The following is a 246-nucleotide window of genomic DNA, read 5'->3' as shown; positions in this document are numbered from 1 at the left end:
GCCATTCATGAAATCTATCATTTCCTTCGGCGCGAACAATGACACAGCTGTGTCCCTGTCTCGGGGTGGGTGACCCTGCTTCAGCTCGGGGAAGGCGGTGTCCTGATAGATAATCCCAAACCCCACAGGTCCGGTTAGTCGTTCGCCGTTAACGCTCAAGGTGTCCGGGCTTGAGGGCGTCGAGGGCGCTGGAACCTGGAACAGCATGAGGGGGTCGCCGTCTGTGAACTGGCCGATGGTATCACC

The 246-nt window shown here is 58.5% G+C and carries 1 protein-coding gene; it reads right to left on the bottom strand.

Annotation, left to right across the window (positions count from 1 at the left end; translation table 11 throughout):
- Positions 1-246 (bottom strand): hypothetical protein (locus tag SB717_RS38540; RefSeq protein ID WP_410908498.1); only part of this gene is annotated, 246 nt, incomplete at both ends.

Source organism: Priestia sp. SIMBA_032, assembly GCF_046535215.1.
Classification (GTDB): Bacteria; Bacillota; Bacilli; order Bacillales; family Bacillaceae_H; genus Priestia; species Priestia aryabhattai.
This window is presented reverse-complemented; position numbering and strand designations above follow the sequence as displayed.